This window comes from Nitratireductor sp. XY-223 (genome assembly GCF_004959855.1).
Taxonomy (GTDB): Bacteria; Pseudomonadota; Alphaproteobacteria; order Rhizobiales; family Rhizobiaceae; genus Hoeflea_A.
The window spans coordinates 73,465-96,032 of record NZ_SPNT01000002.1 but is presented as its reverse complement, the minus strand read 5'-3'; the positions used below and the strand labels follow the sequence as shown (position 1 = coordinate 96,032).

General features: G+C 63.5%; 22 protein-coding genes. 5 read left to right on the top strand and 17 right to left on the bottom strand.

What is annotated here, in order from left to right; genetic code table 11:
- Positions 1–59: 59 nt before the first annotated feature.
- The 5 genes from E4M07_RS07030 to E4M07_RS07010 form a co-directional block, all read right to left on the bottom strand.
- Positions 60–473: a hypothetical protein gene (locus E4M07_RS07030; protein WP_136657611.1), complete on the bottom strand. Its 414-nt coding sequence runs from the start codon at positions 471–473 to the stop codon at positions 60–62.
- Positions 470–727, bottom strand: a complete 258-nt coding sequence (locus E4M07_RS07025; protein WP_136657610.1) for a hypothetical protein — start codon at positions 725–727, stop codon at positions 470–472. Before E4M07_RS07025 ends, E4M07_RS07030 begins: the two co-directional genes overlap by 4 nt.
- Positions 728–806: 79 nt before the next feature.
- Positions 807–2,081, bottom strand: coding sequence for a glycosyltransferase (locus E4M07_RS07020; RefSeq protein WP_136657609.1), 1,275 nt, complete (start codon positions 2,079–2,081; stop codon positions 807–809).
- Positions 2,078–3,049, bottom strand: coding sequence for an NAD-dependent epimerase/dehydratase family protein (locus E4M07_RS07015; protein WP_136657608.1), 972 nt, complete (start codon positions 3,047–3,049; stop codon positions 2,078–2,080). Before E4M07_RS07015 ends, E4M07_RS07020 begins: the two co-directional genes overlap by 4 nt.
- Before the next feature lie 233 nt (positions 3,050–3,282).
- Positions 3,283–3,753 carry a hypothetical protein gene (locus E4M07_RS07010; RefSeq protein WP_136657607.1) on the bottom strand — a complete coding sequence of 157 codons (471 nt, stop codon included), beginning with the start codon at positions 3,751–3,753 and terminating at the stop codon, positions 3,283–3,285.
- Positions 3,754–3,941: 188 nt separating this feature from the next.
- Here E4M07_RS07010 and E4M07_RS07005 point away from each other — a divergent pair, with 188 nt between their 5' ends.
- Positions 3,942–4,808: a cation diffusion facilitator family transporter gene (locus tag E4M07_RS07005; protein ID WP_136657606.1), complete on the top strand. Its 867-nt coding sequence runs from the start codon at positions 3,942–3,944 to the stop codon at positions 4,806–4,808.
- A 40-nt stretch (positions 4,809–4,848) separates the two neighbouring features.
- On the opposite strand, the gene E4M07_RS07000 is transcribed toward E4M07_RS07005, so the two are convergent.
- Positions 4,849–5,880 (bottom strand): LacI family DNA-binding transcriptional regulator, encoded by a 1,032-nt coding sequence (locus tag E4M07_RS07000; RefSeq protein WP_136657605.1) that lies wholly within the window; start codon positions 5,878–5,880, stop codon positions 4,849–4,851.
- An 85-nt stretch (positions 5,881–5,965) separates the two neighbouring features.
- Here E4M07_RS07000 and E4M07_RS06995 point away from each other — a divergent pair, with 85 nt between their 5' ends.
- On the top strand, positions 5,966–7,147 hold the full coding sequence (locus tag E4M07_RS06995; protein ID WP_136657604.1) for a phytanoyl-CoA dioxygenase family protein: 1,182 nt from the start codon (positions 5,966–5,968) through the stop codon (positions 7,145–7,147).
- A 23-nt stretch (positions 7,148–7,170) separates the two neighbouring features.
- Here the strand turns inward: E4M07_RS06995 and E4M07_RS06990 are convergent, their stop codons facing one another.
- Positions 7,171–7,644 carry an SRPBCC family protein gene (locus E4M07_RS06990; protein ID WP_136657603.1) on the bottom strand — a complete coding sequence of 158 codons (474 nt, stop codon included), beginning with the start codon at positions 7,642–7,644 and terminating at the stop codon, positions 7,171–7,173.
- 237 nt (positions 7,645–7,881) lie between these two features.
- On the opposite strand from E4M07_RS06990, the gene E4M07_RS06985 reads away from it, so the two are divergent.
- Positions 7,882–9,132 carry an adenylate/guanylate cyclase domain-containing protein gene (locus tag E4M07_RS06985; RefSeq protein ID WP_206057193.1) on the top strand — a complete coding sequence of 417 codons (1,251 nt, stop codon included), beginning with the start codon at positions 7,882–7,884 and terminating at the stop codon, positions 9,130–9,132.
- 33 nt (positions 9,133–9,165) lie between these two features.
- Here E4M07_RS06985 and mutS read toward each other — a convergent pair whose 3' ends face one another.
- Entirely contained in the window at positions 9,166–11,889 is a 2,724-nt protein-coding gene (gene mutS / locus E4M07_RS06980) for a DNA mismatch repair protein MutS (RefSeq protein WP_136657602.1), read from the bottom strand.
- A gap of 304 nt (positions 11,890–12,193) precedes the next feature.
- On the opposite strand from mutS, the gene E4M07_RS06975 reads away from it, so the two are divergent.
- Complete coding sequence (locus tag E4M07_RS06975; RefSeq protein WP_136657601.1) at positions 12,194–14,479, top strand: NADP-dependent malic enzyme; 2,286 nt, start codon at positions 12,194–12,196, stop codon at positions 14,477–14,479.
- Positions 14,480–14,556: 77 nt separating this feature from the next.
- On the opposite strand, the gene E4M07_RS06970 is transcribed toward E4M07_RS06975, so the two are convergent.
- From E4M07_RS06970 to E4M07_RS06950, 5 genes are all read right to left on the bottom strand, one after another.
- Positions 14,557–15,369 (bottom strand): GNAT family N-acetyltransferase, encoded by an 813-nt coding sequence (locus E4M07_RS06970; RefSeq protein WP_246660420.1) that lies wholly within the window; start codon positions 15,367–15,369, stop codon positions 14,557–14,559.
- Between the two features lie 194 nt (positions 15,370–15,563).
- The gene (locus E4M07_RS06965; RefSeq protein WP_136657599.1) at positions 15,564–16,559 is read right to left on the bottom strand and encodes an MDR family oxidoreductase; all 996 of its coding nucleotides are present in this window, start codon (positions 16,557–16,559) and stop codon (positions 15,564–15,566) included.
- 38 nt (positions 16,560–16,597) lie between these two features.
- Positions 16,598–17,113: a signal peptidase II gene (gene lspA, locus E4M07_RS06960; protein WP_136657598.1), complete on the bottom strand. Its 516-nt coding sequence runs from the start codon at positions 17,111–17,113 to the stop codon at positions 16,598–16,600.
- Positions 17,114–17,115: 2 nt separating this feature from the next.
- Positions 17,116–17,952, bottom strand: a complete 837-nt coding sequence (locus tag E4M07_RS06955) for an RNA methyltransferase (protein WP_136657597.1) — start codon at positions 17,950–17,952, stop codon at positions 17,116–17,118.
- The gene (locus tag E4M07_RS06950) at positions 17,949–19,031 is read right to left on the bottom strand and encodes a class I SAM-dependent methyltransferase (protein ID WP_136657596.1); all 1,083 of its coding nucleotides are present in this window, start codon (positions 19,029–19,031) and stop codon (positions 17,949–17,951) included. Before E4M07_RS06950 ends, E4M07_RS06955 begins: the two co-directional genes overlap by 4 nt.
- A gap of 146 nt (positions 19,032–19,177) precedes the next feature.
- Between E4M07_RS06950 and E4M07_RS06945 the strand changes: the two genes are divergently transcribed.
- Positions 19,178–19,627 carry a carbon monoxide dehydrogenase subunit G gene (locus E4M07_RS06945; RefSeq protein ID WP_136657595.1) on the top strand — a complete coding sequence of 150 codons (450 nt, stop codon included), beginning with the start codon at positions 19,178–19,180 and terminating at the stop codon, positions 19,625–19,627.
- On the opposite strand, the gene E4M07_RS06940 is transcribed toward E4M07_RS06945, so the two are convergent.
- The 4 genes from E4M07_RS06940 to sppA all read right to left on the bottom strand — a co-directional run bounded on the left by E4M07_RS06940 (position 19,624) and on the right by sppA (position 22,369).
- Positions 19,624–20,592, bottom strand: coding sequence for an ornithine cyclodeaminase family protein (locus E4M07_RS06940; protein ID WP_136657594.1), 969 nt, complete (start codon positions 20,590–20,592; stop codon positions 19,624–19,626). The two genes, E4M07_RS06945 and E4M07_RS06940, sit on opposite strands and share 4 nt — an antisense overlap.
- 20 nt (positions 20,593–20,612) lie before the next feature.
- Positions 20,613–20,954 carry a DUF1049 domain-containing protein gene (locus E4M07_RS06935; protein WP_136657593.1) on the bottom strand — a complete coding sequence of 114 codons (342 nt, stop codon included), beginning with the start codon at positions 20,952–20,954 and terminating at the stop codon, positions 20,613–20,615.
- 141 nt (positions 20,955–21,095) lie between these two features.
- Entirely contained in the window at positions 21,096–21,380 is a 285-nt protein-coding gene (locus E4M07_RS06930; RefSeq protein ID WP_136658449.1) for an integration host factor subunit beta, read from the bottom strand.
- A 20-nt stretch (positions 21,381–21,400) separates the two neighbouring features.
- Complete coding sequence (sppA, locus tag E4M07_RS06925; protein WP_136657592.1) at positions 21,401–22,369, bottom strand: signal peptide peptidase SppA; 969 nt, start codon at positions 22,367–22,369, stop codon at positions 21,401–21,403.
- Between the last annotated feature and the right edge of the window lie 199 nt (positions 22,370–22,568).

Here is a 22,568-nt window from a genome sequence, read left to right as displayed (position 1 = left end):
AATGCTTCGAATTTTCTGCTCGGAATCAACACTTTGCGTGACCGAAATCGACCGGTCTACTATGGGGCGTCCTGTGTTGTCGCCCGGTCGGGCAGGAGAAATGCCCGCCGTGCCAGTTCGCAATTGAGCCGTTCGGGCGAATAAAAGCGAGAGAGCGCATCCCGTTCAAGAAGGTCGGGATTGGCATTGACAAAGGCGTCAAAACCCTCGTGGTTTCCGCAATGGATCCGCTCCGCGATCAGTGCCATGAAGGCAAAGGTAATCGTGGTGTTGAATTTCGTGTGCGCGCCGGCCCCGGTCGCAATTGTGCTGAGACACCTGGCATACTGCGCGGTCGCCTCCACGAAATCGAATTGCTGCAACAGGTGATAGGCGACCGCCACGTGGTCGCGGTGCCGGAACGTGCCCGCATCGATGTCGCAATTCAGGAAGTCCCGCGTCAGTCTTTCGTGGGAGGTTTCGGAGACAATCATTGTCCCGGCTCCGGTTCGCGCAGCCCGTGGCTGTCGGAGGCGTCCAGGTCAAGATCGTAAACCGCCTTGAGCTGTCCGATCTTTGTCAGCGTTTCATCGCCAAAGGGCGGTTTGTTCTCGAAGCAGTGAAGGGCCATGCCCTCCACCAGGTCCCCGACCGAAATGTCCAGATGCTCGGCAAGGCCCTTGAGCACCTTCAGCAGCCGTTTCTCGATCCGGATTCCTGTCTGCACGCGTTCCACTGTCTTGGTCATATGTTATATATGTACCAAGGTACAAAGGTTGTCAATGGACGCGAAGTCATGTCGCGCCAATACCGGCCGGTCGGTCGCTCTATTCCAGCGTTTCCAGTCTCGTCTGCGCCGCATCAAGGTCGCACCGCACGTTCATGACCAGGTCATTCGTGCGCCACGCGTCCGCCAGCTGCGTCGATGCGCGGGCCGCTCCGGCCTTGTAGGTTCCGATGTCGGAGACGATCTTGACGATAGCGTCGGCAAAGGCCTCGTCGCTCCCGGCGACGATCCCGGCATCGGCGCTCACGAACTCCATGAGCCCATTCACCGGAGCGCAGACAACCGGCACTCCGTTTATCACCGCGTCGATCACGATGCCGGAACCGATCACGAGCTCGTTTTTTTCCGTCTCATAGGGGAGTATAACGACATCGCAGCCGGCAATAAGGGCGGAAAATCCTTCCATGTCGACGACTTCGTCCACGAACCGGAAACGATCCGGCGAGACCCCCGGCACCGCAAGCAGTTCCTCCCGCAATGCCGAACTGGTGTCGTCCTTTTGCAGCTGGACGACAAACCATACTTTGTCCTGAAACGCGGTTCCGGCGATTTTTCGCTCGGTTCTGCCGACGATATCCGGTAGCCGATGGTAGCCCTTGTCCCTGCGCAGGCGCCCGCCGAGATAGCCGATGCTGATCTTGTCCGTGGCCGGTCGTTTCTCCGCGGCGGGCGGCTGAAGAATGGCGCTGCCGATCTCCTTGAAACCGAACCGCTCCGCCAAATGCCGGCGCAGGGTTTCCGTCTCGGTGTAGACCTTCAACCGCTCGAAACCGTCGGCGAAATTCGCCAGTCCCCGGAAGCCCGAATTGGCCAGTTCGCGGTCCGGCGGCGATGCGAACTCGAGCAGGCGCACGTGCATATGCGGCAGGTGCGCAGCCGGGCGCCGCGCGGCCGCCGTCAGCAGGGAGCAAAGCACATCCGCCCTGGCGGTCGGAAGAATCAGGTGATCCGAAGGGCCGTACATGTCGATCACGCGCAGCAGGTCCTGGACATAGCAGCTCCCGTCGAGCACATCGGCCGGCTTTCCGCTCAACAGGCGCACCGTTTGCGATACGCGCCATCGCGCGATGTTCGCCTTGCGCTTGGCGCGTTGAACGGTCAGCCGGTGTTGACCGGTGGCAAATTCGAACCGCACGTCGTCCAGCACATCCAGGACCTGCGGCGATGAATGACGCTCGATGAAGAAGGTCGTGCGATGCGGGTGGAGCGCCCTTTGCAGAAGCTCCAGGCTGGTCAAGTGGTGGCCGCCATTCTCCAGGTGCGTTGGATCGACGACTGCGATTCCTGCGGCCTTCGCCTGTCCTGCCGCGGTCATGACTTGCCCTTCGCCTGGTCGTATATCCAGCGATACGTGGCCTCGATTCCCTTGGCCAGATGGTCGTCCGGCGCCCAGCCCAGTCTCTCGCGGATTAGCCGGTTGTCCGAATTGCGGCCCCTGACGCCGAGCGGGCCGGGCACATGCCGGATTGCGAGCTTCTTGCCGGCGATTTCCATGATCAGCCGCGCCAGCTGATTGATCGTCACCATCTCCTCCGAGCCGATATTGACCGGCCCCTCGAAGTCTGAGTCCGCCAGGCGCAGCGTGCCCTCGATGCACTCGTCGATGTAGAGAAACGACCGCGTCTGTTCGCCATCGCCCCATATTTCTATCGTTCCGCCGTCCGGCGCTTCGGCGATCTTGCGGCAAAGGGCCGCCGGCGCCTTTTCGCGCCCCCCCTTCCAGGTGCCTTCGGGACCGAAGATATTGTGATAGCGGGCAATGCGGTTGTTCATGCCGGCGTTGCGGTTGAAGGCGAGGTACAGGCGCTCGCCGAAGAGTTTCTCCCATCCGTATTCGCTGTCCGGGGCCGCCGGATAGACGCTGTCCTCGCTGGTGACCGTGTTTTCCGGATCCAGTTGATTGTGTTCGGGGTAAACGCAGGCAGAGGAGGAATAGAAGATCCTGTCGATGCCGTGGCGCGTTGCCGATTCGAGCACGTTCAGATTGATCGATGCCGAGCTGTGCATGACATTTGCGTCATTGTCGCCGGTGAATATGTACCCGGCCCCGCCCATGTCCGCCGCCAGCTGAAAAACGCAATCGAAGTGCCGGTCAAAGACGCCGGCGCACTCATCCTGGCGGCTGAGATCGGCAATCCGGAAGTCATCCGCCGCGGTCACACTGAACTCGGGGCGTTTCAGGTCGACGCCGCGAACCCAGCTACCGTTCCGCTTGAGATGCCTGACGAGATGGGCGCCGATGAAACCGCCCGCACCGCATACCAGAACTTTCCTTGGTGCCATATACGCTGCCCCACACGGAACTTCGAAGAGTATCAACTGTTCCCGCAAGCACGGGCAGGCGATGTTGCCGGCCCGCCGATGCAAATTGCAAGTAGAAACGCGCCTTCAACAGGATGAAATTCGCTATTCCCGCTTCATCTATACTGAAATCAGAGCGATATCCAAAACACCGGGGCAACATAATGGCCCGGTAACTTGACCGGTGCGCCAGTGCGTGATTGTCGCGTGTTCGGTTATTCCAGCGGCCAGGCGCAGCTCTGTTCGCCGACATCCTTGCACGGCTCGTAGACGGCGACCGCGCTTTCGCTGCCGTCCTCCCAGACCACCTGGACAGCAATGGTCTGCGCGGTGCCGGCGGGAAGCTTGAGCGCGATGGCGTCGGGGCCGGCCTCAGGCGGCAGCGCCATCGGGTTCTGCGGGTTGCACGCGACGAGGTCGAACCGCTGGTCCAGCGCCTTGGAATTAATCGAGTAGCGGATTTCGGACAGCCGGCAATGCAGGGTCTGCAGCGCGGTGAAATAGATCCACTGCGCGCCGTCGAAATCGCGGAACTGCACCCATCCCGTCTGGCGGTTGGCGTCGAGCATCGTGCGGTAGAGCGACTGCGGCGGGACTCGCGATTCGTCCTGTGCCGCGGCCATCGAGGCGACAGCCGCCATTCCGGCCGCAATGGCCGTCCGCCAGAATTTTAACGAACCGGTCATGGTTTTCTCCGCGCGCTGTTTTCTCAGGCTATCGGCTGTCGCCGCCAAATGGAACCCATATCAAGGCCAAATGACATTGCGGTTAATGGCCGTCGAAAGACTGGAATATCAATGATTTGCGCACTCCAAGGTCGAAATCCGCCACCATCGGTTTAAACTCGGGCCGTCTTGCTGATTCGGGAACTGCCATGAGCCACGATCACACGCACCGGGCCAACAGGACCCGCGTTCTTTGGGCGCTGATCATAACCGCCGGTTTCATGGTGACGGAGGCGGTCGGCGGCCTGCTCGCCGGTTCGCTGGCGCTGCTGGCCGACGCCGGCCACATGCTGACCGACTGCGTGTCACTGGCGCTCGCATGGTTTGCCTTCAGGATCGCCGACCGCAAGCCCGACCTGCAGCGCTCCTATGGCTATGACCGCTTCCAGGTTCTGGCCGCCTTCGTCAACGGTCTGAGCCTCTTCGTCATCGCCATCTGGATCACCATCGAGGCCGTCGGGCGCATCCGCGAGCCGGTCCATGTCCTGGCGACGCCGATGCTGGTGATCGCCGTGCTCGGGCTCATCGCCAATATCGTGTCCTTCTGGATCCTGCAGTCGGGTGACCGGAAAAACCTCAATATCCGCGGTGCGGCGCTGCATGTGCTCGGCGACATGCTGGGTTCGCTCGCCGCCATCATCGCCGCCGTTGTCATCATGGCGACCGGCTGGATGCCGATCGATCCGATCCTTTCGATCGTAGTCGCCTTGCTGGTGCTGCGCGCTGCCTGGACCATCATCCGCAAGTCCGGTCATATCCTGCTCGAGGGAACACCCGAGAATGTCGATCCGAAACATCTTGTCGAAACGCTGCAAAGGGAGGTGCCCGGTGTGAAGGACATCCATCACGTCCACATCTGGTCGCTGACCGGCGACCGGCCGGTGCTGACCATGCATGCGGTCCTGGCGGACGGCGCGGACGGGGACACGGTGCTCAAAGAGCTTCAGGCGGCGCTTGCGAAGAACCACGGCATCGCCCATGCGACGATCCAGCTGGAATCGCAGCGCCTTGACTGAGCGGCGGTTAACGAACGGTTTGCCGGGTGTGTGGCGCGGCTTACCAGTCGCCCGTCACGGGAAAATTGTGCGGCGTGATGATCTGCACATCGCTGAACAGGGCGAGATCGGTCGGCGGAAGCAGGCCGTGCCGCGCTGAAAGGGCGCCAAAGGCGCGGCGCATGTCCAGCTTGAGGTCGTGGTGCAGCACGAAACCGATTGCCCCGGTCCGCAGCAGGTCGGTGTTTTCCGCGTCAAGATCGTGGGCAATGAAATGCCGGGGCGCCTTTCCCTCGGCTTCCAGAACGTCAAGGATCGCGCGATTGCCGCCGCCCATCGAGTAGACGGCGTCGACGGACGGCACGCCGGTGAGTTCGGCATTCAATAGCCGTATCGTGTCCCCCGGCAGCCCCGCGCCGCCGGCTATTTCAACGATCCGGTATTGCGGGCGCAGCGTCAGAAACAAGGCACGGAACTCCACGTAGCGTTCCTCCTCTCCCCGAAACGCCTCCTGGCTGCGCGAGGTCAGGATGGTGCCGCGCTCGCTCGCCAGAACGGTGTGCAGGAGATAGGCCGCCGTTCGCCCCGCCTTTTCGTTGTCGATGCCCACATAGGACGAACGGCTTGATCCGGGAATGTCCGTGACCAGCGTTATGACCGGGATGCCCGCCGCTTCAAGCATGTCCACCATGTCCCGGACCACGGGGATATCGCGCGCCTTCAGGAAAACGCCGTGGCTGCCGCGTTTCCTGATCCGCTTCAGGCAAGCCACGATTTCGTCTTCGGTCATGACTTCCTGAAGCATGAACCGCGGACGGAAAACGGCCTCGGACCGGGTGTGCAGGACCGCCTCGCATGCCGTTTTGATCTGCCGGCTGAACCGGCGGGGCGCTTCCACGACGACGTCCACGAACATGCGCCGCCCGCGCGCGGACAGTTGCTGTTCCTGCGCCTCGAGCTCTTCCAGCGCGGCAAGCACCCGCGCGCGGGTCTGCGGGCTGACATGGGCGCGGTTGTTCAGCACGCGGTCCACCGTGGCCGTGCCGAGTCCGGACTGCCTGGCGATTTCCTTGATTGGGAACCTGTGGGTCATTTGATGGTTTATTGATGTATTTTCGCCTGCAATCAAGCTCCGATTGCGGGTAGCGTGTCTGCTCGACGAAAGAGGAGACGGTGTCATGGACAATCCGGCGACGGAGCAGGACGGCTACTATGCGGCCGAGCGTTGCGATCTCAGCGAGTTCGCATCCCTTGTGGCAAGGCAATTGACCTCGGCCGAGGTGCCCCATGCCGACGCCATCGAGAAAAACATCCCGGTTTACAACGTGCCGGCCCTGGCGGACCGTCTTGCCGAGGCGAATGCCCGCCGGGCGCTTATGGCGGAATGGGCCAGGATCCTCAGCAGCGGCGCCGGTGTATTTGTCCTCAAGCAGGCGCTGCCGGATCACGGCGTCATCGACGAGGCGACAGCCGTCTACGAGCAGATCATCGCGCGGGAGTCGGCGGACGGGGCCGAGGGTGCCGATCATTTTGCCGCTGCGGGCAGCAACGACCGGATCTGGAATTCGCTTCAGAAACTGTGCATCGCCGCCCCCTACACCTTCATCCGGTATTTCGCTTCACCTGCCATCGACGCGGCCGCCGAAGCCTGGCTCGGCCCGAACTACCAGATAACGGCGCAGGTCAACCTGGTTCATCCTGGCGGCAAGGCGCAACAGGCCCACCGCGACTATCATCTCGGCTTTCAGACCGCCGAGGTCAGCGCCACATACCCCGCCCATGTGCATGACCTGTCGCCATTGATGACCCTTCAGGGGGGCATCGCCCATTGCGACATGCCGATAGAATCCGGCACGACGAAACTGCTTCCCTATTCCCAGCTCTATCGCCCGGGCTATGCGGCCTGGCGGCGCGAGGATTTCCGGGCCCATTTCGAGGCGTATTGCCTGCAATTGCCGCTGGACAAGGGAGACGCGATTTTTTTCAATCCGGCGCTCCTGCACGCCGCCGGGGAGAACCGCAGCGCCGACGTGCATCGCATGGTGAATCTGTTGCAGGTGTCCTCCGCATTCGGACGCGCGATGGAAAGTGTCGACCGCCTGAACATGTGCAAGGCGCTCTACCACCCGCTGCGCGCCGCCTGGAATGCCGGATGGCTTTCAGATGCGGAGCTCAATGCGGTGATTGCCGCCGCCGCCGAGGGCTATTCCTTCCCGACCAATCTCGACAGGGATCCGCCGACCGGCGGACTTGCGCCCGAAACCCAGGCCGCACTGCTGAAGGCGTCGGTGGTATCGCAGATATCCGAGGACGACCTGATCGTGCGTCTCGATGGGCAGGCGGCGCGAAGACGCCCCTAGCGCGAACGGGGCGGCGCCGTCGTTTAGGCCGCTTCCCCGGTCGCGGCCTGGTTCGAGCGGACCTTGTCGGCAAGCCCTTTCAGGTTGCCGTCCAGGACCTTGCCCATCATGCTTTTCATCATGGTCTGGCCCAGCAACCACCCGACGGGTCCGAACTTCACGCGATAGTCCATGGACCACGTCACCTTCGATCGGTCGTTGCCCACCGGTTCCACCGACAGTTCGGCAAGTGCTTCGTGCAGCGGCATCGGCTCCATTTCCGACAGGCGGACGCGGTAACCGCGATTGGGTTCCCACCTGATCACCTCTTCGACCAACGAGTTTCCGTTGTCGAAATGGCAGCGGCGTTTCGAGCCCATGCCGTCCTCGCCTTCCGTCAGCGCGTCCACCGATTTCACCTGCGGCGCGAAGTCGTCAATATGCATGAACCGCCCGATCACCGCCCAAACGGCGTCCGGCGTGGCTTCGAGTTCAAGGGTTCTTTCGTGGTGTATCATCTCATTTGTCCCGGATCGGTTTCGCAGTCACTCTAACAGACATCTCCTGACAACTGTCTGTCAGGAGTGCCCGCCATTCGATCGGCGTCGGCACGACCGCGCCGTGACATTCACCGCGTATCTGGATCGGAACATGCATGTGAGGCGTGTCGTTCCGGCGGGCCGGCCGGCGTTGCTTTGCTCGCCGCCCGATGCCAGATTGAGGCCGGGGGGAACCGTTCCGGCAGGGAAAGAGCATTGACGGTATTGAAGCGGATTCTTGATTGGTACGTCTACGTGCCGTCAGATTTGCCGGCCGGCGAGGCCCGCATTTTTGCCGGCGCCAAGATCGGCTACAGCGTCTGGATCGTCGTCCAGGGTGTAACGGCCTATATCTTCCTGCAGCTCGGGCAGAACGTCCTCGCCGCCTACACCGCGGCGGGCTCCGTTCTGACGTTATTCTGCTGTTACTGCCTGGTTTTCGGCCGGCCCGGCACCGGATTCCAGCTGGTGAACGGCCAGAACATCGTCGGCATCATCCTGGTCACGCTCTATATCGGGCTGAAGCCCGGCTTCTTTCTCTTCGGCCTGGTCGGCCTGGTCTATTGCCCCTTGAGCGAATGGGTCAGCCGCCGGACCCAGGCGGTCCTCATGGGCGCCAACGCAGCGGCGTTCCTCTGCGCGATCGCCGTCGGCCTGACGCTGCCGCCCATCGCCGAACTGCCGCCGGTGTGGAATTTGATCTTTGCCATGGTCAACGGCGCGTCTACGGCGGCATTGTTGCTGATGGTGGTGCTGACCTATCGCCATGCGGTGGATGTGGCGGAAGCGGCGCTGGCGACCGAATACCGGAAATCCGAGGGGCTTTTACACAACATCATGCCCCCCGCGGTCGCCGACCGGCTGAAACAGAACCCCAAGGTCATTGCCGACAGCCACAAGCAGGTGACGATCCTGTTTGCCGACATCGTCGGCTTTACCGAGATGGCCGGCCGGTCCTCGCCGGAAACACTGGTAACCCTGTTGAACCGGATATTCAGCCGGTTCGATTCCCTGGTCGATGCCCTCGATCTGGAAAAGATCAAGACGATCGGCGACGCCTATATGGTGGTGGCCGGTCTGCCGGCTGCACGGCCGGACCACGCACAGGCGATCGCCCGGCTCGCCCTGGAAATGATGGTCGCGACCGAGCAGGAAGCGCGGGAAACCGGCAAGGACCTTGAGATCCGCGTCGGCATTCACTCCGGGCCGGTCGTCGCCGGCGTGATCGGCCAGAAGAAGTTCGCCTACGACCTGTGGGGCGACACGGTCAATATCGCCGCGCGCATGGAAAGTCATGGCGAGGCCGGGAAAATCCAGATCAGTGACGACACCGCCGGATTGTTGGGCGACGGCTTTGAGCTGGAGCCGCGCGGCGCCATCGAAATCAAGGGCAAGGGCCAAATGGCGACCTATTTCCTGACGGGCGAGCGCGTGGCAACGAGGCGCGATACCCGAGGGCACGCGTGACACATTCGTTTCGCAAAAATTAGGACGCGCGGCCTAACCGCTACCGTTTCCGTCAAGCTTTGCCTTCAGCGCGTAGAGCGCCTCTAGCGCCTCGCGCGGGGTCATGTCGTCCGGGTTGATTTCCAGGAGCGCCGCTTCCGCCTCGGACGGGCCTTTTGCCTGTGCCGGTTCGCGCCGCACCTCCGCGGAAAACAGCGGCAGGTCGTCGATCAGCTGGTGCGCCGGGCTCTTGCGCTCGCCTTCTTCCAGTTGGCTCAGGACATCGCGGGCGCGGGCGACGACGGATTCCGGCAGGCCGGCGAGGCGCGCCACCTGGATGCCGTAGGAGCGATCGGCGGCGCCGGGCCCCACCTCGTGCAGGAAGATGACGTCACCCTCCCACTCCTTGACCCGCATCGTCGCATTGGCGAGCCGGTCGAGTTTCTCCGACAGCGCTGTCAGTTCGTGGAAATGGGTGGCAAAGAGCGCCCGGCAGCGATTGACCGCGTGCAGGTGCTCGACCGCCGCCCAGGCGATGGAAAGCCCGTCGAAGGTCGCCGTGCCGCGGCCGATCTCGTCGAGGATCACCAGCGAACGCTCGCTCGCCTGGTTGAGGATCGCCGCCGTTTCCACCATCTCGACCATGAAGGTCGAGCGGCCGCGGGCGAGGTCGTCCGAGGCGCCGACACGGCTGAACAGCCGGTCGACAACGCCGATACGGGCGCTGCCGGCGGGAACGAAGGACCCCATCTGCGCCATCACGGCGATCAGCGCGTTCTGCCGCAGGAAGGTGGATTTGCCGCCCATGTTCGGCCCGGTCAGCAGCCAGATGGCGCCGCCCTCAGCGTCTTCCCCCGGCGACAGGTCGCAGTCATTGGCGACGAACGGCCCCTCCGCCTGCCGCCGCAGCGCCTGTTCTACCACCGGATGGCGCCCCGCCACCACGTGAAACATCGTCGAACCATCGATAACCGGCCGGCAGTAGCCCTGTTCCTCGGCGAGAACCGCGAGCGCCGCCGACACATCGAGCACGGCCAGCGCCTGCGCCGCCGCGGAAATCGCCTCCGCTGCCGCCACCACGGCAGCGGTCAGCCGGTGTTGGATGTCGAACTCGATGGTCAGCGCCCGGTCGGCGGCGTTGGCGATGCGGCTTTCCAGATCGGCGAGTTCCGTCGTCGTGAACCGCATCGCATTGGCCATGGTCTGGCGGTGGATGAACCGCGCCTTTGCGTCGTCGCCCTCCGTCAGCGCCGCCGAATTGTTGGCCGTCACCTCGATGAAATAGCCGAGCACATTGTTGTGCTTGATCTTCAGCGACTTGACGCCGGTCTCATTGGCATATTGCGCCTGCAGGCCGGCGATCACCTTGCGCGACTGGTCGCGCAGCGCCCGCATCTCGTCCAGTTCTCCGTGATATCCGGCGCGCACGAAGCCGCCGTCGCGGCGCAGCAGCGGCAACTCGTCGGCCAGCGCAGCACCGAGCAGGTCGAAAAGGTCCGCGGGCAGATTGCGAAGGCTGTCCACCGCCGCCCCGATCTCTTCAGTCGGGTCGCCGCCGTCGAAGAGAGCGGCAATCCGGCCCGCTGTCTCGAGACCCTGGCGTATGGCGCCGAGATCCCGCGGCCCGCCGCGATTGAGCGCCAGCCGCGACAGGGCGCGCGGCATATCGGGCGCTTGCTTCAACACCTCGCGCAAATCCTCACGTCCGCGACCCTCGGCCAGGAACCAGGAGACGGCGTCGAGGCGTGTGCCGATGGCGTCCGGGTCGGTCAGCGGGGACATCAGCCGCTCTGCTAGCAGGCGCGCGCCGCCGCCGGTCACCGTGCGGTCGATTGCGGCCAGCAGGCCGCCCTTGCGATCGCCGGAAAGGGTGCGCAGCAGTTCCAGGTTGGTGCGCGTCGCCGGGTCGATGAAGAGATTGGCACCGTCCGCCTCACGCTGCGGGCGCTGCAGGGGCGGCCGCTCCGAAAGCTGGGTTTTCTCAACATAGGCGATTACCGCGGCTGCCGCGGCGTGTTCCGTGCGGGAATAGCTCCCGAACCCGTCGAGCGTGGCAACATCGAAGAAGCGCTTGATGCGCCCCTCGGCGCTGGAACTGTCGAATAACACCGATGGCTGCGGCGAGACGATTGCGCCGAGCAGGTCGAAGACCGGCCGCAGTTCCTCGTCGTGGAAGACGCGGTCCGAGACGATCAGTTCCTTCGGTTCGATCCGCATCACATCGGCGGCGAGGCGCGCGGCGGTCGTCTCGCCAAGCCGGAAAGCGCCGGTCGAAATATCCGCCCACGCGAGCGCGAAACCGCCCTGGCCGGCGCCTTTGACGCGGGCAAGGGCCATCAGATAGTTGGATTCGGACGGTGAAAGCAGTTTTTCTTCGGTCAGAGTGCCGGGCGTCACCAGTCGGATGACCTCGCGCCGGACCACCGCTTTCGAGCCGCGTTTCTTGGCCTCTGCCGGATCTTCCGTCTGCTCGCACACGGCGACGCGGTAGCCCTTGGCGATCAGCTTCTGCAGGTAGTCGTCCGCGGCGTGAACGGGAACCCCGCACATCGGGATGTCCTGGCCGAGATGCTGGCCGCGCTTGGTCAGCGTGATGCCCAGCGCCCGGGCGGCTTCCACCGCGTCGTCGAAGAACAGCTCGTAGAAATCGCCCATGCGGTAAAAGAGCAGCGCATCGGGATGCGACGCCTTGATCGCGATGAACTGTTCCATCATCGGCGTGGCAGCCGCCCGGCTTTCCGCCGAGGCAAGCTTTGCGGTGGTCAGCATCTTGTTCATTTCCGGCGGCCGTTCCGGCACGCGGATTGCCGGTTTTCGACCCTCATTCTCCCCGTTTTTGGCTCCGGTTGCAGGACGTTCCGCAGACGATCCTTTTCGCTTTTGTTGTTCCTCCGTCATAATGGCGGGCCGTTGCGAGGCGGCTTTTGCGGCGATTGGCTGTTGGCACTTTCAACCATTTCGCTAAGCTGCATCACCGCCGGCGAGCTTTACAGGCGGCCACCGGCACCCTAACGGTGCCGGTGTGGAAAAAACAACCGGGCAGGCGCCCAGAACGCGCTTCGCCCACAACAGGTTAGGAAATATGCCCGAGTCCGATAACGAGTCCCGGTCAATGTCGACCATCACCGAGCAGGAAGCCCTGGAGTTCCACGCGCGCGGCCGGCCGGGCAAGCTGGAGATCAACGCCACCAAACCGATGGCAACCCAGCGGGACCTGTCGCTGGCCTACTCGCCCGGCGTTGCCGTTCCGGTCAAGGCCATTGCCGATGACCCGTCCCGGGCCTTCGATTACACGGCCCGCGGTAACCTCGTTGGCGTCATCTCCAACGGGACCGCGATCCTCGGGCTCGGCAATCTCGGCGCGCTGGCGTCGAAACCGGTGATGGAGGGAAAGGCGGTCCTGTTCAAGCGCTTCGCCGATGTCGACTCGATCGATCTCGAGGTCGGCACCGACGATATCGACGAATTCGTCAATTGCGTGAAGCATCTCGGGCCGTCTTTCGGCGGCATCAACCTGGAAGACATCAAGGCGCCGGACTGCTTCATCATCGAGCAGCGCCTGCGCGAGGTGATGGACATTCCGGTGTTCCATGACGACCAGCACGGAACGGCGATCATCGCCGTTGCCGGGCTGATCAACGCACTGCACCTGACCGGCCGCGACATGAAGACGACGAAGCTGGTCTGCAACGGCGCGGGGGCCGCGGCCATTGCTTGCATCGAGCTGATCAAGTCGATGGGCTTCACCCCTGAGAACGTCACGCTTTGCGACACCAAGGGCGTGATCTATCAGGGCCGCGAAGAGGGCATGAACCAGTGGAAGTCCGCCCACGCGGTCAAGACGTCGGACCGCACGCTCGCCGAGGCCGTGGACGGCGCCGACGTCTTCTTCGGGCTGTCCGTGAAGGGTGCGCTGACCGACGACATGGTCCGCTCGATGGCGGACAATCCGATCATCTTCGCCATGGCCAATCCGGATCCGGAGATCACGCCGGAAGAGGTCGCCCGCATCCGCGACGATGCGATCATGGCGACGGGCCGCTCCGACTATCCCAACCAGGTCAACAACGTTCTCGGCTTTCCCTATATCTTCCGCGGCGCGCTCGACGTGCGCGCCTCGACGATCAACGACGCCATGAAGATCGCCGCCGCCGAATCGCTCGCCAATCTGGCGCGCGAGAACGTGCCGGACGAGGTGGCGGCCGCCTATCGCGGCAACCGTCCGCGTTTCGGCCCGCACTATATCATCCCCGTGCCTTTCGATCCGCGCCTGTTGTCCGATGTCCCCCGGGCCGTCGCCCGCGCGGCGATGGATTCCGGTGTCGCGCAGCGCCCGATCGTCGATCTCGAGGCCTATGGCCGCGAGCTTTCCGCGCGGCGCGATCCGATCGCCTCGACGCTGCAGCGCATCTATCAGCGCGTGCGGCGCCAGCCGCGCCGGGTGGTCTTCGCCGAGGGCGAGGAAGAGCACGTCATGCGCGCCGCCGTGTCCTATGCCAACCAGCAGCTCGGCACGGCGATCCTGCTGGGGCGCATCGAGCAGATGGAGGAGATGGCGACGCAGGCGGGCATCGATCTGGAAAAACCCGGTATCGAACTCGTCAATGCGCGCGTGTCGCGCCGCGTCGAGGCCTATACGGAGTATCTATACGCGCGCCTGCAGCGCAGCGGCTATCTCTACCGGGACTGTCAGCGGCTGATCAACACCGACCGCAACCACTTCGGCTCCTGCATGGTGGCGCTCGGCGACGCCGATGCCATGGTGACCGGCACGACCCGCAACTATTCGACCGCGCTCGAGGACGTGCGCCGTTGTGTCGACGTCAAGCCCGGTCACCGGGTGATCGGCGTCTCACTGGCGCTGTGCCGGGGCCGCACGGTCCTGGTCGCCGACACGGCGGTGATCGATATGCCCGATTCGGAGGAACTCGCGGACATCGCGGAAGAGGCGGCGGGCGTGGCGCGCCGGCTCGGTTACGAGCCGCGCGTGGCGATGCTTGCCTATTCGACCTTCGGGCATCCGCCCGGAGAGCGCGCGGAGCGGGTGCGCGAGGCGGTCAATATACTCGACAAGCGGCGGGTGGATTTCGAGTATGACGGCGAGATGGCGGCCGATGTGGCGCTGAATATCGATGTCATGCGGCAATATCCGTTCTGCCGCCTTTCGGGGCCCGCGAATGTGCTCGTCATGCCGGCGTTTCACTCGGCCTCGATTTCCACGAAGATGCTGCAGGAACTGGGCGGCTCGACCGTCATCGGTCCGTTGCTCGTCGGGCTCGACAAGTCGATCCAGATCGTGTCGATGGGCGCCCGCGATTCCGACATCGTCAACATGGCGGCCATCGCCGCCTACAATGTCGGCAGCTAGATCGATCTCGCCCGAAAGAAGAAGGGCGGACCTCGATGTCCGCCCTTTCCGGTTTTCGTTGAGCTGGGCCGGATCGGCTAGGAAGCGAACCGGCTGGCGTCGGCGCCGTAATAGTTGAGGTAACGGTCGCTGATCTTGGAGATCGGCAGCACCACCATCACGTCCGTGGTGCCGAACCCCCGGTCGATGACGGCGCCGTCGCCGATCATCGCGCCGAGGCGCAGATAGCCCTTCAGCAGCGGCGGCAGGGCGGAGATCGCGCTGCGCGTGTCGACCGCCTCCTTCGGCATCAGGTCCATGTTGTTGTAGAGTTCCGGCCGTGCGCTGACCGACCACGATCCGGTCGCCAGGCAGTTGTGATAGAGGAAGGACAACGGCAGGGCGTGCGCTTCGGGCTGTACGCCCGGCATCGATGCGCAGCCGAACATGGCGTCGATCCCGTGCTCCAGCGAATAGGCCCAGTTGCCCTGCCAAAGCAATTCAACGGTCCTGCGGGTGCGGTACTTGGGCAGGACGCAGGAACGCCCGAGTTCCAGGAACCGTTTCTCGGGGTGCCGTGCCAGCATGTCGGCAATGGCGAATTCCGACGTCGAGTAGAACCCGTTATTGGCGCGCGCGACCTCCTGGCGCAACAGGCGGTAGGTGCCGACGATCTGTTCCTCCGAACTTCCGACGATGGTCCGGTCGAACACCAGAAGGTGGTCGCAGACAGCATCGAATGCGTCCATGTCGCGGCCCATCTGCATCGATTCGGGCGGCAGCACGGCACCCATTTCCTTGACAAAAACCTCGAAACGGACGGCCTGGGCCGCTTCCACCTCGGCCTGCGTGCAGGCGAGACGCGTCTCCAGGTGGCCGATTCGGCCGAGTATCGCGGTTTCCTCGCCCATCGCTTCAAGCGCCGGATTCGATGCCGCGCGCTTGGCCGGCGGTGTTTGGCGCAAGTTCAGTGTCATGGCATTTCAATCCTGTGGTAATGTCTTGAAGCCCATTAAGCAGAACAATACGACAATGCGGTGACATCGCGTCACCGTCCTGCGACGTAGAGTTGTCCGCGCCCGTATAGTTCACCCTCGTGCAGCAATCACTTTTTCATGTCAACAACGACCCGGCCCCTGATCTTGCCGTCGATCAGCGCCGTCGCGGTGTCGATGATATCATCAAACCCGATGGTTTTCGATAGAGCGTGAAGCTTGCCGATGTCGAGGTCCTGGGTCAGCCGGCGCCAGGCCTCCTCGCGCCGTTGTTTCGGAGCCATGACGGAATCGACGCCCAGAAGCGCCACCCCGCGCAGGATAAACGGCATGACCGTCGCCGGCAGGTCCATGCCCTGGGCAAGGCCGCAGGCTGCCACAGCCCCGCCGTAGCGGGTCATCGACAACACATTGGCGAGCGTGTTGCTGCCGACGGAATCGATGCCGCCCGCCCAGCGTTCCTTGCCCAGCGGGCGTCCCGGCTCGGACAGTTCCGAACGGTCGATGATCTCGGTGGCGCCGAGAGACCTGAGGAAATCCGCCTCGTCCGGCCGGCCCGTCGAGGCAATGATCTCGTATCCGAGCTTCGAGAGGATCGAAATGGCCACCGTTCCGACACCGCCATTGGCGCCGGTCACGACGACCGGCCCGGAATCGGGCATGATCCCGTAGCGTTCCAGCGCCATGACGCACAGCATCGACGTATATCCGGCCGTGCCGACGGCCATGGCGTCGAGCGCGCTCATGCCGGACGGCCGGGAAATCAGCCAGTCGCCATTGAGCCGTACGTAGCGCGCATAGGCGCCCGTATGGGTCTCGCCGACGCCCCAGCCGTTGAGGATGACCTGGTCGCCCTCCTTGTAGCCGTCGTGGTCCGACTGAACGACGGTTCCGGCGCAGTCGATGCCGGGCACCATCGGCCACTGCCGCACCACCGGCGCCTTTCCGGTGATCGCAAGCCCGTCCTTGTAGTTGACCGTCGTCGCCTCGACCTCGACGACGACATCGCCATCCATCAGGTCGCCAAGGCCGATTTCGCGCGTTTCGACGCTCTGAACCTTGTTTTCATCGCGCGTGATTAGGATGGCCTTGAACGGTTCCTGCATGTCTGTTCCTCCGGTCGCTGGCGGTTCGCCGCCTGGTTTCAAGATTTTTCCGTTTTCGCGGGATCGCTTTTGTAGATCCATTTTCCGAACAGCTCGTCGATGATGATCGCCGCCGCGCCGACGGTGATGAAAGCATCCGCCAGGTTGAACACCGCGAAGTACCAGGTTTCGGTATGTACCAGAATGTAATCAATGACATAGCCGTTAACCGACCGGTCAATTAGATTGCCGATAGCGCCGGCGACGATGAACGCGAAACCCGTCTGGCTCATCCACCGCCCCGGACTGCTCTTCGCCCACAGCACGGCGACGAAGGCGATCACCAGCAGCATCAGGGCGATAAGCCATTTCTCGCCCACGAAGGAGAGCATGGAAAAGGCGATGCCCGGATTTTGCGTGTGGTACAGCGCCAGCACCGGCAGCACGTCCACCATCTCCTGGAGGGGCAGGTACTTCTCCACCGCCCATTTGGCGGTCTGGTCGACCGCCACCAGCACGGCGACGAGCCCCATAGCGAAGCGGGGGCGTGAAAAGAGCGACCGTACGGCTTTCATGTTCAGACCTCCAGCAGGTGTCGGCGGGCTTCAAACAGCATAACAGCCGTGGCCACCGCAAGGTTCAGCGAATCGGCGCGGCCGCTTTGCGGGATGCGCGCCAGCCGGTCGCAGCGTTCAGCCAGCGCCGGCGGCAGGCCGGCCTGCTCGTTACCCATCAGCAGAATGGCCGGCGACGCCGTATAGTCAATCATCCGATAGTCGACCGCTCCCTCCAGATGCGTGCCGACGAGCAGCGCGTCCTTGCCGTCGCGCCACTTCAGGAAACCCGCGATGTCCGATCGCGCCACCGGCACGGCGAAGATCGAGCCCATGGTCGCGCGGATCGTCTCCAGCGAAAAAGGGTCCGTGGAGTCGCCGATCAGGATCACGCCGCTGGCGCCCGCCGCGTCGGCCGTGCGGATGATCGTTCCAAGGTTTCCGGGATCGCGGACCCGGTCCAGCGCCACATAGGTCTCGCCCGCTTTCGGATGCAGGTCCTTCAGCGCCGCATAGCGCTGTTCGAACACGCCGCAGACCATTTGCGGATTGTCGCGGCGGGTGATGGCGCCCAGCACCTTTTGCGGCACTTCAAGAACCAGCCCGCCGGCCGCGACCGTGCGAGCCGCGACGCTGTCCACGTTGGCGCTGCCCTTGGCGTCCTTGGCGTAGACGAGCGTCTGGATCCGCCAGCCCTGGTCGAGCGCGTCGATAATCAGCTTCAGTCCCTCGGCCATGAAGCTTGAGGACCGGTCGCGGTTCTTCTTCTGGCCAAGCGCCCGGATGTCCTTGATCACCGGGTTGCTGAGGCTGGTGATTTCCTTGACCTGTCCGACGCGGCCGATCGTGCTTTGCGTCATGAGGCCACCCAGCGGCTGAACAGGGAAGTCGACAGCGCACGACCGGCCGATTGCTCGCGCAGGATCAGTTCGCCCGATTCGACGGTGCCGCCGGCGCCGCGCATGGTCTCGCGCATCAGCTCGTGGATCGAATAGAACGAGGCGCGGATCGAATAGGCGGTCAGCACGAGTGCGGCCGGGCGGTCGCTGAGGATCGAGCGGCAGATGTCGAGCATGGCAGGCAGGTGTTCGAAGAGCTGCCAGACCTCGCCATTCGGGCCGCGGCCGAATTTCGGCGGATCGGTCAGAATGATGTCGTAGCCCTTGCCGCGCCGTTCCTCGCGGGCGATGAACTTCATCGCGTCGTCGCAGATCCAGCGGACAGGCTTGTCCTCCAGCCCGGCCAGCGCCTGGCTCTCGCGCGCCCAGCCGATAGCCTTCTTCGATGCGTCGACATGGGTGACCTCGGCGCCGGCGGCGGCCGCAATCAGCGAGGCGACGCCGGTATAGCCGAAGAGGTTGAGAACCTTCATCGGCCGGCCGGCGGCGGCGATGGTGTCGCGCATCCAGCGCCAGTGGGCGATTTGCTCCGGGAACACCCCGACATGCCTGAACGAGGTGAAGCGCCCGTGGAAATCGATGTCCATCAGCCGCATCGGCCATGTCTCGCCCAGCGGGGCCGCCGGAAAACGCCAGCGCCCCATGCCGTCCTCGTCGGTATCGCCGGTGAAGATCGCGTCGGCCGACTGCCACGTCTCCTTTTGCAGCGCCCGTGGCCACAAGGCCTGCGATTCAGGCCGGATGATCCGGTAGGGCCCGTATTGCTCAAGCTTGGCGCCGTGGCCGCTGTCGATCAGGCTATAGCCGTCCGTGGCGGGGGTTTCCAGTATGACCGGGGCTTTCTCGGCGGGCCTTTCGCCCTTGCGCTGCGGGCGCTCCGGCGGCGATGCGGCCGGCGGCCCGCTGTCCCAGGGGTTGGTTTTTGCGGGACGGCCGGCACGCTCGCCTGCGCGCCGGGCCGGCGGCCGTCCGCCCGGCCGATCGGATTTTCCATCCGGTCGGCGTCGCTGCCGCGTGTTTCCGCGTTGTTTTTCCTTCAAGAAACCCGTCCGCCTCTATTCGGTGCACAAGCCTGCCAATGATTGCAAATAGCACTTGAACACCCCTTGGCAAAGGCGTTTTGTGACGCATAGTTTAAGCGTGGCAGTTTGTTTCAGCCCCGGCTTCCGGGAGGAAAGGACAAAAAATGGAAATGCAAGGCGAAGAACGGATCGCGGCTTCACGGGACGCGGTTTGGGCGGCGCTCAACGATCCGGAAATCCTCAAGCAGTGCATTCCCGGATGCCAGTCGCTGGAAATGACCGGCGACAACGAAATGACGGCGTCGGTGAAGCTGAAGATCGGGCCGGTTTCGGCCAACTTCAAAGGCGCCGTGACGCTGGAGAACATCAAGGCGCCGGAAAGCTACACCATCACCGGCGAAGGCAAGGGCGGGATCGCCGGGTTCGCCAAGGGCGGGGCCGATGTGGCGCTGCGCGAGGACGGCGCCGAAACGGTGCTGACCTACGACGTCAAGGCACAGGTCGGCGGCAAGCTTGCCCAGCTCGGGTCGCGACTGATCGATTCGACATCGAAGAAACTCGCCGGCCAGTTTTTCGAAAGCTTCGGGCAGATCGTCGGGGGCGAGGGGGCTTAGCCGCTCTGGCACCTTTGCCACACCAGGCAGCCGGCGGCAAAATCCTCCAGCGACGCCCCGGTCGACTTGAACAGGGTGATTTCGTCGGCGGCGGTCCGGCCGGGGTGTTCGTCCCGGCAAAGGCTCGCCAGTTCCGCCACCACGTCATCGCGGGTGATCAGGCCCGATTCCAGCGGCTGGACGAGATCGCCGCCTTCCTTCAAGGCGCCGCCGAACGTATCGGCGAAAAGTGTGGCGCGCCGCACCGCCTCGTCGTCGCTCTCACGCAGCGCCGGCGTGTATGCCCCGACCAGATCGACATGCGTGCCGGGTGAAAGCCAGGCGCCCTCGATCAGCGGCTCGGCAGTGATCGTTGCCGCCGAGACGATATCGGCATCCGCGATTGCAGCGGCCCGGTCGTCCGTCACCGAGACGTCGAATGCCTCGCCGGAGAGCTCCTGCGCCAGCCGCTCCGCGTTATCACGATTGCGGTTCCACAGGACGACCGTCCCGATCGGCCGCACCGAGGCGTGGGCGCGGATGAGATAGGGCGCCAGTTTTCCCGCCCCGATCATCACCAGTTTTTCGGCCTTCTCCGGTGCCAGGTAACCGGCGGCCAGCGCCGAGGCGGCCGCGGTTCGCCACAGGGTCAGCTTCTGCCCGTCGATCAGCGCCAGCGGCTCGCAGGTCGTGCCGTCGGAGAGCAGGTAGACGCCCATCACCGCGGGCAGTCCGACGGCGTTGTTGTCCGGACTGACGGAGACGATTTTCACGCCGGTATAACCGTTGCCCTCTATGTGGCCGGAGGCAAAGTCGCTCCATGCGGGCATGAGCAGCATGGTGCTGTCGCTGCCCTGCCTGCGCTCGATTGTGTGGTGATGGCGCACGGGCGCGTGCACCCCGCCGGTGAAGGCATCGCGCAGGGCCTCGATCAGCGCCGGGAAGTCCAGCAGACTGTCGACCTCTTGCGCGGAGACGATCTTCAAGATGGCAGTCCTTGCTCGTGTCAGGCGGAGGTGAGCGAATTGCCGCTGCCGGAAACGGCCTCGGCCCGTTCCCGCTGGCGGTCGGCCTCGGTGTGCCAGCGCACGGCCTCCTTGGCCTCCTGCCGGGCTTTCTTGCGGTACTTGCCCTGCTTGAACCAGGTCGCAGCCGAGCCGATGACCATGCCGATCATCAGGGCAAGGAACAGGAACACGAAGAACGGCGCGTTGACCGAAAGCACCGTGTCGCCGGGATCGAACGGATTGAGCGCCAGCGTGACGGCTCCCCGATTGGCGACCGACAGCACGATCAGAATAATCGCGACCGGTACGAGAATGACGATGTTGATCAGTTTTCTGGCCATGGCGTGCGAACCTGTCTAGAGCGTGTCTGGTCAGCCGGTACGGATTTGGGACTGGATGCAGCCGATGTCAATGATCGGACCGCGACCGGGTGCGGGCACGAATAACACCGCAATCGGCGGTGCGCCAGAGCGGGCCATCGATCAGTTGTCGGGATTGAGCCTTTCGCGCAGCTCCTTGCCGGTCTTGAAGAACGGCACCCACTTTTCCTCGACGAAGACCGCTTCTCCGGTGCGCGGGTTGCGGCCCGAGCGCGAAGGGCGGTTCTTGACGGAAAAGGCGCCGAATCCTCGCAGTTCCACCCGGTTTCCGTCCGCCAGCGCGTCGGTGATCTCGTCAAGGATCGCATTGACGATATTCTCCACGTCGCGATGGTAGAGATGCGGATTGCGGGCGGCAATTATATGCACTAACTCCGACTTGATCACGGCTGTTCCCCTCATCCGTGCTAATCTTCTGCCGGGCCAAATTGCCAAACGGAAACAAGGCCGTCAAGGAACAACTTGCGATCAATGAGTTGCTGAAACTGATCGGCAAACGGAATGGCGTCGCCCTGCCACGCGGTGAGCAGTCGGATGACGGCGTTGCCGAACAGGAGTTCGCCGCGCGATTTACGCCTTTCCCAATCGACGATCTTCAGTGATTCCGGCACGCCCTTGCCGCTCAGATAGTCGCGAATTTCGGTGTCGCCGCCGATGATATCGACAAGGCCGTTGTCGGCCGCCTGCCTGCCTGTGAAAATACTGCCGTCCGCGAGTTCGAGTGTGTCGGTCCGCGACAGTCCCCGGCACTCGGCCACGATGTCCACGAACCAGTCGTAGGAATCGTTGACCATGGAACGGATCATCGCTCTGGCCTGCGGGCTGGCCTGGTGGAATGGCGACGGCTCCGCCTTCAGCGGCGCCGATTTGATCTCCTGCACCGAGACCCCCACCTTTTCCAGCAGATCCGCGACCTGGGCATATTGGAAGATGACGCCGATCGAGCCGACGATCGAGGTATCGCCGGCGATGATGTAGTCGCTGCCGCAGGCGATCATGTACGCCGCCGAAGCCGCCAATGTGCGGATCTCCGCGACCACCGGCTTTTCGGCTGCGACGGCGCGGACCGCCTTGTAGAGCGTTTCGCCGCCATAGGACGTTCCGCCGGGGGACTGCAGCCGCACGATCAGCGCCTTTGCCCGGTCGCTCTGGCGAATGGTGTCCAGCCGCTCGATCAGTTCCGCGTTGTCGGTGATCACGCCCGAGATCGTCACCCGGGCCACATGCGCCGTCGATTTGCCGCCGATCGGGTCGGACGGGCCGGCGCTCATGACCAGCCAGACAACGCCGGCGATCACGACGGCGAAGGCGACGATGCGCCAGAAAGTCAGTTTGCGCCTCAGGCGGCGGCGGTCGGCGATCCCACTTTGATCCATGTCTATTCCGTTTTTTCGTGCAGGCACATCTTGATATTGGACCAATGAAATAGCAGATTGATGCTAATCGGCGTAACAACAATTTGCAGTTTGAAAAAAATCGTAATTTTAACGTTTCGGCTGCACATTAAGACCACATTGGGTCTATAAGCGCACAGAACCATGTGGTAAGTTTTGTCCGACGCTGATTTGGGCAATG